The organism is Streptomyces amakusaensis, from assembly GCF_039532665.1.
Classification (GTDB): Bacteria; Actinomycetota; Actinomycetes; order Streptomycetales; family Streptomycetaceae; genus Streptomyces; species Streptomyces amakusaensis.
Genome location: NZ_BAAASB010000017.1, coordinates 168,463 through 177,267, shown reverse-complemented (window position 1 = coordinate 177,267; position 8,805 = coordinate 168,463). Strand labels below are relative to the sequence as shown.

Genomic DNA, 8,805 nt, shown 5'->3' with positions numbered 1-8,805 from the left:
CATAGCGTTAGGGAAACGCCCGGTTACATTTCGAACCCGGAAGCTAAGCCTTTCAGCGCCGATGGTACTGCAGGGGGGACCCTGTGGGAGAGTAGGACGCCGCCGAACAATTTTTAGCCTCAGTCCCTCGACTTGTTCGAGGGACTGGAGCATGCCCCAATAGCTCAGTCGGTAGAGCGTCTCCATGGTAAGGAGAAGGTCTACGGTTCGATTCCGTATTGGGGCTCGGCTAAAAATGAAGGCCCCCGCCAATGGCGGGGGCCTTTTTTGTTGCCCTTTTTCAGGGACAGACGAGTCAGGGCCGCCGCGCATCAGCGCGGCGGCCCTGACCGGATATCCCCTACATGTGCTGAGGCTCAGGCACCCGCATGACCAGAATGGCCATGTCGTCGGAGGCCGGCTCCGCGGCGAAGCGCTCCACCGCGCGCAGCACCCGGGCGGCGACCGCTCCGGCGGTGAGTCCCGTACAACCGGTGAGGACCTCGGTCAGACCCTCGTCGCCGAGCATGCGAGTGCCCTCACGGCGCTCTGTGACCCCGTCCGTGACACAGAGCAGGACATCGCCCGGATCCAGGGTCACGGTCTGCTCGAACAGCTCCAGGTCGTCCATGACCCCGAGCAGCGGCTGAGGATCGGCGGCCGGCTCCACCGTGCCGTCCTGGCGCAGGCGCAGCGGGAGTGGATGGCCGGCGCAGACGACCTTGAGCAGGGCCCCGCCGTTCTCCTGGGGGCGGAGCTCGCCGTAGAGCAGGGTGAGGAAACGGCTGCGGGCGCCCTCGTCGAGGATGGCCGCGTTCAGCCGCTCCAGCACCGCCGGGCCGCCGAAGCCCTCACGGGCCAGCAGCCGCAGGGCGTGCCGGGCGAGACCGGTGACGGCGGCGGCCTCCGGGCCCGTACCGCACACATCGCCGATGGCGAATCCGTACACCCCGTCGCTGATGGGGAAGAGGTCGTAGAAGTCGCCGCCGACCTCGTTGCCCTCGCCGGCGGCGCGGTAGATGACTTCCACCTCGACGCCGGGGATGGTGGGCTGCTCCGGCGGCAGCAGGCTGCGCTGGAGGGACTGGCTGATGGCGACGCGCTCCGAGTAGAGGCGGGCGTTGTCGAGAGCGAGGGCGGCCCGGCGGGAGAGGTCCTCGGCGAGTTCGAGGATCTCCTGCCGGAAGTGGTCGTCGGAGGGCTTGCCGAGGGTCAGCATGCCGATGACCCGGTTGCGGGCGACCAGGGGCAGGACGACCGTCTCGCCGCCGACCGCCGCGGCGGTGGCCAGTGTGGTGTCGATGCCGGAGGAGACCGGAGGGCCGGAGCCGAGGCCCAGTTCGTGCCGGGAGGTGCGCAGGGCCGCCTGCTGGGCGGCCGCGGCGGGCGCGGTCCAGACGCGGGCACCGGGGGCCGGTACCGGGTCCGGCGGGGCGATCTTGGACAGCAGCGCCTTGAGCCCGTCGATGCGCTCCTCGTCCTCGTGCAGCACATAGCTGAGGTACGGCTCGGAGGCCTGGTCGGCGATGGTGTAGACGGCGCACCAGGTGGCCAGGGTGGGCACGGTCATCTGTGCCATCAGGGCCAGTGTCTGGTCGCGGTCGAGTGTTCCGGCGAGCAGGTCGGAGGCCTCGACGAGGAAGGAGAGCGAGCCCCGGCGCAGCCGTTCCAGCTCGCCGAGGCGGGCCGACTCGACGGCGAGCGCGATGCGGTCGGCGGCGAACTGGAGGCGCAGGGCCTCCTCGTTGGTGTAGCGGCCGGCGGATTCCGCCGCGACGCCGAGTGAGCCGGTGAGCCGGCCCTCGACCTTGAGGGGGACGGTGACGACCGAGCGCATGCCGGTCGAGTTGAGCAGCGGGACCGCGCCGGAGACCGAGGTGAGGTCCTCGTGGACGGCGGGCATCCGGGCGGAGCCGTAGCGGCTGGTGCCGGCCTCGACCGGGACGCGGGCGAAGCGCTGGCGGGCGGAGGGCAGACCGGTGGTCGCCCGGACCTCCAGCTCCGTCTCGTCGTCGGTGGCGAGCAGCAGGAAGGCGGCGTCGCCGTCGAGCATGTCGCGGGCGCGCTCCACCGTGCGCTGGAGGAGTCCGTCGAGGTCGTCGGGGGCGGGGGAGCCGATGAAGACCTCGAACGGGTCCGTGGTGTGTTTGTCGGTCGCGGAGTCGGTGACGGGTACGCGGTGCGGGGTCTGGAGGACGGCCCGCTCGTCGTCGCGCACCAGCAGACAGACGGTGGACGGCTCGCCGTGCGAGTCGCGTACCCGCAGATGTGAGGCGTACACGGGGATGACGCGGCCGTCGGTGCCGCGGATGCCGTAGCTGCCCTCCCAGCGGGAGAGCCGGAGGGCCTCGGCGATTCCGGTGCCGATGCCGGGGGTGTGGGGCCAGGCGGCGAAGTCGGCGAGTGGTTTGCCGACGACCTGATCGGCCGTGTACCCGAAGACATGTTCCGCGTCCGCGTTCCAGACGGAGATCGCGCCCGCCGCGTCGATCTGGGTGACGGCGACGCGTACGCGTTCGTCGGCGACTGGGAGCATGGCGGTGGGGAGCGCGGGGCCGGCGGAGCGGGTGCCCACGGGGCGCTGGGGGAGGTCGAGCTGGAACCAGACCTGTTTGTGGGTGGGGGTGTACTCGACGCCCCAGCGTGAGGCGAGGGCGGAACAGAGCATCAGTCCGCGGCCGTTCTCGCTGTCCAGGCTGGCGAAGGTGTGGCCGGTCGCCTGGATCGGTACCTCGCGTTCCGGGTAGCGGTCGCCCACTTCGACCCGGACGCTGTCGGCGGAGCGCAGACAGAGCACGTCGGCGGCGGTTCCCGCGTGGATGACGGCGTTGGTGACCAGCTCGCTGGTGAGGACCACCGCGTCGTCCACGACTTCGCTGTACCCCCACCCCTGGAGGGTGTCGCGGACGAAGGCGCGGGCGGTCGCGACGGACCGCCCGACGGGGTCGAAAGTGGCAGCCGCCCGGGCGGTGATCACAGAACTCCCTGTACGTGTTTCGACGCCCGGTTCTGCCATGATCGGCCTGCCCCTCCCGGTGCCCGGTGGTCTTCTCGTGCCCAGGTCGACCCGGCCGGGCGGACCGGGGCGGCTGGACAGCCGGATGCCAGGTTACTTACCTTCACTGTCCCAGCGGATGGCGGTCGCCGCTGTTTCCGCCCTGTGGGGGCGGGTACCGCACGCGATGCCGCCGAACTGTTATGGCCTGGTTCCGCATGGGTGAAACACTGGGCAGGCTTCCTGATACAGCTCAGGCAGTACGGTCGACCCCTGCGGGAGGGACACGGTGGAGTCTGGCACGGCGGCGCGTGGCACAAGCACGCGTACGAAAGGCGGACGATCCCGGAGCAATGCGACAACCGAGGTCGATACAGCAGCCCTGAACAGGCTGCTGGCCGGTCTTGTGTCGATGCGCGACGGGAATTTTCGCAGGCGTCTGACCGTGTCGGGCGACGATGTGATGGCCGAGATCGCGGCCGTCTACAACGAGGTCGCCGATCGAAATGTTCATCTCACGGGTGAGATGGCGCGGGTGCGCAGAGTCGTGGGACGTGAGGGAAAGCTCACTGAGCGGCTGGAGACGGGAGCCTGTGAGGGCTCCTGGGCGGCGGCGATCGACGCCTCGAACGCGCTGGTGGACGATCTGTCCCGGCCGGTGTCCGAGGTGGGGCGGGTGCTGTCGGCGGTCGCCGACGGTGATCTGGACCAGCGGATGGAGCTGCGTTCGCACGGCTCGGACGGGGAGGTCCGGCCGCTGCGCGGGGAGTTCCTGAAGGTCGCGCGGACCGTGAACAGCCTGGTGGACCAGTTGTCCGCGTTCACCGACGAGGTGACGCGGGTGGCGCTGGAGGTCGGCACCGAGGGCAAGCTCGGCGGTCAGGCCCAGATCCGGGGGGTCTCCGGGTCCTGGAAGGATCTCACCGACTCGGTGAACACCATGGCCTTCCGGCTCACCTCCCAGGTGCGGGACATCGCCCTGGTCACGACGGCCGTCGCCAAGGGCGATCTCTCGCAGAAGGTCACCGTCCATGTGGCGGGCGAGATGCTGGAGCTGAAGAACACCGTCAATACGATGGTGGACCAGCTCCAGTCGCTCGGCTCCGAGGTGACACGTGTGGCCCGCGAGGTCGGCACCGAGGGCGAGCTGGGCGGGCAGGCCGAGGTGCCCGGTGTCGCCGGTGTGTGGAAGGACCTCACCGATTCCGTCAACACCATGGCGGGGAATCTGACCTCGCAGGTGCGCGGCATCGCGGAGGTGACCACCGCGGTCGCCAACGGCGATCTCTCGCAGAAGGTGACCGTCAGCGCGCGGGGCGAGGTCGCCCAGCTCGCCGAGACCATCAACCAGATGACCGAGACGCTGCGCACCTTCGCGGACGAGGTCACCCGCGTGGCGAGCGAGGTCGGCGCGGAGGGGCTGCTGGGCGGTCAGGCGCAGGTGCCCGGCGCGGCCGGCACCTGGAAGGACTTGACCGACTCGGTCAACACCGTCTTCCGCAATCTGACCACCCAGGTGCGGGACATCGCGCAGGTGACGACGGCGGTGGCCAATGGTGATCTGTCGCAGAAGGTCACGGTGGACGTGGCCGGGGAGATGCTGGAGCTGAAGAACACCGTCAATACGATGGTGGATCAGCTCCAGTCCTTCGGTTCCGAGGTCACTCGTGTGGCCCGTGAGGTCGGCGTCGAGGGCCGGCTCGGCGGCCAGGCGCATGTGCCGGGGGCCGCCAACACCTGGAAGGACCTCACCGATTCGGTGAACACGGCCTTCCGTAACCTCACCGGCCAGGTGCGGGACATCGCGCAGGTGACGACGGCGGTGGCCAATGGTGATCTGTCGCAGAAGGTCACGGTCGATGTCGCCGGGGAGATGCTGGAGCTGAAGAACACCGTCAACACGATGGTGGCGCAGCTGTCGTCCTTCGCCGACCAGGTCACCGGGATGGCCCGGGACGTGGGTACCGAGGGGCGGCTCGGCGGTCAGGCGCGGGTGGAGGGGGTCAGTGGCACCTGGAAGGAGCTGACCGACTCCGTCAACTTCATGGCCGGGAATCTCACCTCCCAGGTCCGGCAGATCGCGCAGGTGACCACGGCGGTCGCGCGGGGCGATCTGTCGCAGAAGATCGATGTGGATGCCCGGGGCGAGATCCTGGAGCTGAAGAACACGATCAATACGATGGTCGACCAGCTCTCCGCCTTCGCGGACCAGGTGACCCGGGTGGCGCGCGAGGTGGGTACCGACGGGCGGCTCGGCGGTCAGGCGCAGGTGCCGGGCGTCGCCGGGGTGTGGCGTGATCTGACGGACTCGGTGAACGGCATGGCGGGGAATCTGACCTCGCAGGTCCGCAATATCGCGCAGGTCGCCACCGCCGTGGCGCGCGGAGATCTCTCCCAGAAGATCGAAGTGGACGCGCGCGGCGAGATCCTGGAGCTGAAGAACACGCTCAACACCATGGTCGACCAGCTCTCGAACTTCGCCGAGCAGGTCACCAGAGTCGCGCGTGAGGTGGGCACCGAGGGCATCCTCGGCGGGCAGGCCGAGGTGCAGGGCGTCTCCGGCACCTGGAAGGACCTCACCCAGTCCGTCAACTTCATGGCGAACAATCTGACCTCGCAGGTCCGCAATATCGCCGAGGTGACCACCGCGGTCGCCAAGGGAGACCTCTCGAAGAAGATCACCGTCGATGCCAAGGGCGAGATCCTCGAACTGGTGACGACCGTGAACACCATGGTCGATCAGCTGCTGGACTTCGCCGACGAGGTGACCAGAGTCGCCCGTGAGGTCGGCACCGAGGGGGTGCTGGGCGGTCAGGCGCGGGTGCGCGGGGTCACCGGCATCTGGAAGGACCTCAGCGACAACGTCAATCTGATGGCCAACAACCTGACCAGCCAGGTCCGTAACATCGCGCGGGTCTCGGCGGCGGTCGCGGGCGGGGATCTGACCAAGAAGGTGACCGTCGAGGCGCGCGGCGAGGTCGCCGAGCTCGCCGACACCGTCAACACGATGGTCACGACCCTCTCCTCGTTCGCGGACGAGGTGACCCGGGTGGCGCGCGAGGTGGGCACCGACGGGCGGCTCGGCGGTCAGGCGCATGTGCCCGGAGTCTCCGGGACCTGGAAGGACCTCACCGAGTCGGTGAACTCGATGGCGTCCAATCTGACCGGACAGGTGCGGCAGATCGCCACCGTCACCACCGCCATCGCCCAGGGCGACCTCACCCGGAAGATCGACATCGATGCCCGGGGCGAGATCCTGGAGCTGAAGACCACCATCAACACGATGGTCGACCAGCTGTCCTCGTTCGCCGGGGAGGTCACCCGGGTGGCGCGCGAGGTGGGCACCGACGGGCAGTTGGGCGGTCAGGCCCGGGTGCGTGATGTCGACGGCACCTGGCGCGACCTCACCGAGTCGGTGAACGAGATGGCCGGGAACCTCACCCGGCAGGTGCGGGCGATCGCCGCCGTGGCCACCGCGGTCACCAGGGGCGATCTCAATCTCAAGATCGACGTGGACGCGGCCGGCGAGATCCAGGTCCTCCAGGACAACATCAATACGATGATCGCGAATCTCCGTGACACCACGCTCGCCAATGAGGAGCAGGACTGGCTCAAGGGGAATCTGGCCCGGATCTCCGGACTGATGCAGGGACGGCGGGATCTCGGCGACGTGGCCTCGCTGATCATGAGCGAGCTGACACCGGTCGTCTCGGCCCAGCACGGCGCGTTCTTCCTGGCGGTGCAGACCGGCGGCCAGGACGTCGTCGGCGGCCGGGGGGATTCCTCGTACGAGCTGGTCATGCGGGCCAGTTACGGCTACTCGGCCGGACTGATGCCCACCTCCTTCCGGCCCGGCGAGACGCTGATCGGGACGGCGGCGGAGGAGAAGCGGACCATCCAGGTGAATGTTCCGCCGGGTTATCTGAAGATCTCCTCCGGGCTGGGGGAGGCCTCGCCCGCCCATGTGATCGTGCTGCCGGTGCTCTTCGAGGGGAAGGTGCTCGGAGTGATCGAGCTGGCGTCGTTCCAGCCGTTCACCCAGATTCAGCGGGACTTCCTCAACCAGATCGCCGAGATGATCGCGACGAGCGTCAACACCATCAGCGTCAACACCAAGACCGAGGTGCTGCTCCACCAGTCGCAGGAGCTGACCGAGCAGCTGCGGGAGCGCTCGGCGGAGCTGGAGAACCGGCAGAAGGCGCTTCAGTCGTCCAACGCCGAACTGGAGGAGAAGGCCGAGCTGCTGGCGCAGCAGAACCGGGACATCGAGGTCAAGAACACCGAGATCGAGGAGGCCCGGCAGGTGCTCGAGGAGCGCGCCGAGCAGCTCGCCGTCTCGATGCGCTACAAGAGCGAGTTCCTGGCGAACATGTCGCACGAGCTGCGCACTCCGCTGAACTCGCTGCTGATTCTCGCCAAGCTGCTCGCCGACAACGCGGAGGGCAATCTCTCGCCGAAGCAGGTGGAGTTCGCCGAGACGATCCACGGGGCCGGTTCGGATCTGTTGCAGCTGATCAACGACATTCTCGATCTGTCGAAGGTCGAGGCGGGCAAGATGGACGTGAGTCCGACCCGGATCGCCCTGGTGCAGCTGGTGGACTATGTGGAGGCGACCTTCCGGCCGCTGACCGCGGAGAAGGGACTCGACTTCTCCGTACGGGTCTCTCCCGAGCTGCCCGCGACGCTCCACACCGATGAGCAGCGGCTTCTCCAGGTGCTGCGCAATCTGCTGTCGAACGCGGTGAAGTTCACCGACTCCGGCGCGGTGGAGCTGGTGATCCGGCCGGCCAGCTCCGATGTGCCGCAGTCGATCCGCGAACAGCTGCTGGAGGTCGGCTCGCTGCGGGATCCGGACGCCGCTCTGATCGCCTTCTCGGTGACGGACACCGGGATCGGGATCGCGGCGGGCAAGATGCGGGTCATCTTCGAGGCGTTCAAGCAGGCGGACGGCACCACGAGCCGCAAGTACGGCGGCACCGGGCTCGGGCTGTCGATCAGCCGGGAGATCGCGCGGCTGCTCGGCGGGGAGATCCACGCGGCGAGCGAGCCCGGCCGCGGTTCCACGTTCACGCTCTATCTGCCCCTTCACCCGAGCGAATTGCCGCCCAACGGGCATGGGGCGGCCGGTGCGGACGCGCCGAGCCCGCAGGACAGCCTTCCGCAGCTGGAGCTGAGCCTGCCCGAGCCGCACTCTCCGTCCGCCACGCTCTTCCGGCGGCGGCGCAAGGCGATCGGGGCCACGGAGGAGCGGGCCGCGCTGCCCTCGTCCGGCATCCCCGCCGCCGGGCGGGGCGGTCACGCGACCGCGGTCCCCGAGCCGCCGGAGCCGCGGCGCACCTTCAGCTTCGACAACGAGAAGGTGCTGATCGTCGACGACGACATCCGCAATGTCTTCGCGCTCACCAGCGTCCTGGAGCAGAACGGGCTGACGGTGCTGTACGCGGAGAACGGGCGGGAGGGCATCGAGGTGCTGGAGCAGCACGACGATGTGACGGTCGTTCTGATGGACATCATGATGCCGGAGATGGACGGGTACGCGACGACGACGGCGATCCGCAGGATGCCGCAGTTCGCGGGGCTGCCGATCATCGCGCTCACCGCGAAGGCGATGAAGGGCGACCGGGAGAAGGCGATCGAGTCGGGGGCCTCGGACTATGTCACCAAGCCCGTCGACCCCGACCATCTGCTCTCGGTGATGGAGCAGTGGATGCGCCGGCGGTGACCGTGCGGGCCCGGGAGCCGATGGGACGCGGGAACCTTCCGGGCCCCCGCCGCGTTTCCGCTGTGGGCACCGTGACATCGTGGTGACAGGGTGTGGCGGCGGGCAGGGT

The 8,805-nt window shown here is 68.7% G+C and carries 2 protein-coding genes, 1 tRNA gene and 1 rRNA gene; 3 read left to right on the top strand and 1 reads right to left on the bottom strand.

Going from position 1 to position 8,805, the window contains the following annotated elements:
* Positions 1-108: ribosomal RNA gene (rrf, locus tag ABD371_RS27395) — 5S ribosomal RNA — on the top strand; the annotation flags it as partial.
* Between the two features lie 45 nt (positions 109-153).
* A tRNA-Thr gene (locus ABD371_RS27390) sits at positions 154-226 on the top strand.
* A 114-nt stretch (positions 227-340) separates the two neighbouring features.
* Here ABD371_RS27390 and ABD371_RS27385 read toward each other — a convergent pair.
* Positions 341-2,995, bottom strand: coding sequence for a SpoIIE family protein phosphatase (locus ABD371_RS27385; RefSeq protein WP_344482384.1), 2,655 nt, complete (start codon positions 2,993-2,995; stop codon positions 341-343).
* A gap of 268 nt (positions 2,996-3,263) precedes the next feature.
* Here ABD371_RS27385 and ABD371_RS27380 point away from each other — a divergent pair, with 268 nt between their 5' ends.
* Positions 3,264-8,696 (top strand): HAMP domain-containing protein, encoded by a 5,433-nt coding sequence (locus tag ABD371_RS27380; RefSeq protein WP_344482381.1) that lies wholly within the window; start codon positions 3,264-3,266, stop codon positions 8,694-8,696.
* Positions 8,697-8,805 lie beyond the last annotated feature (109 nt).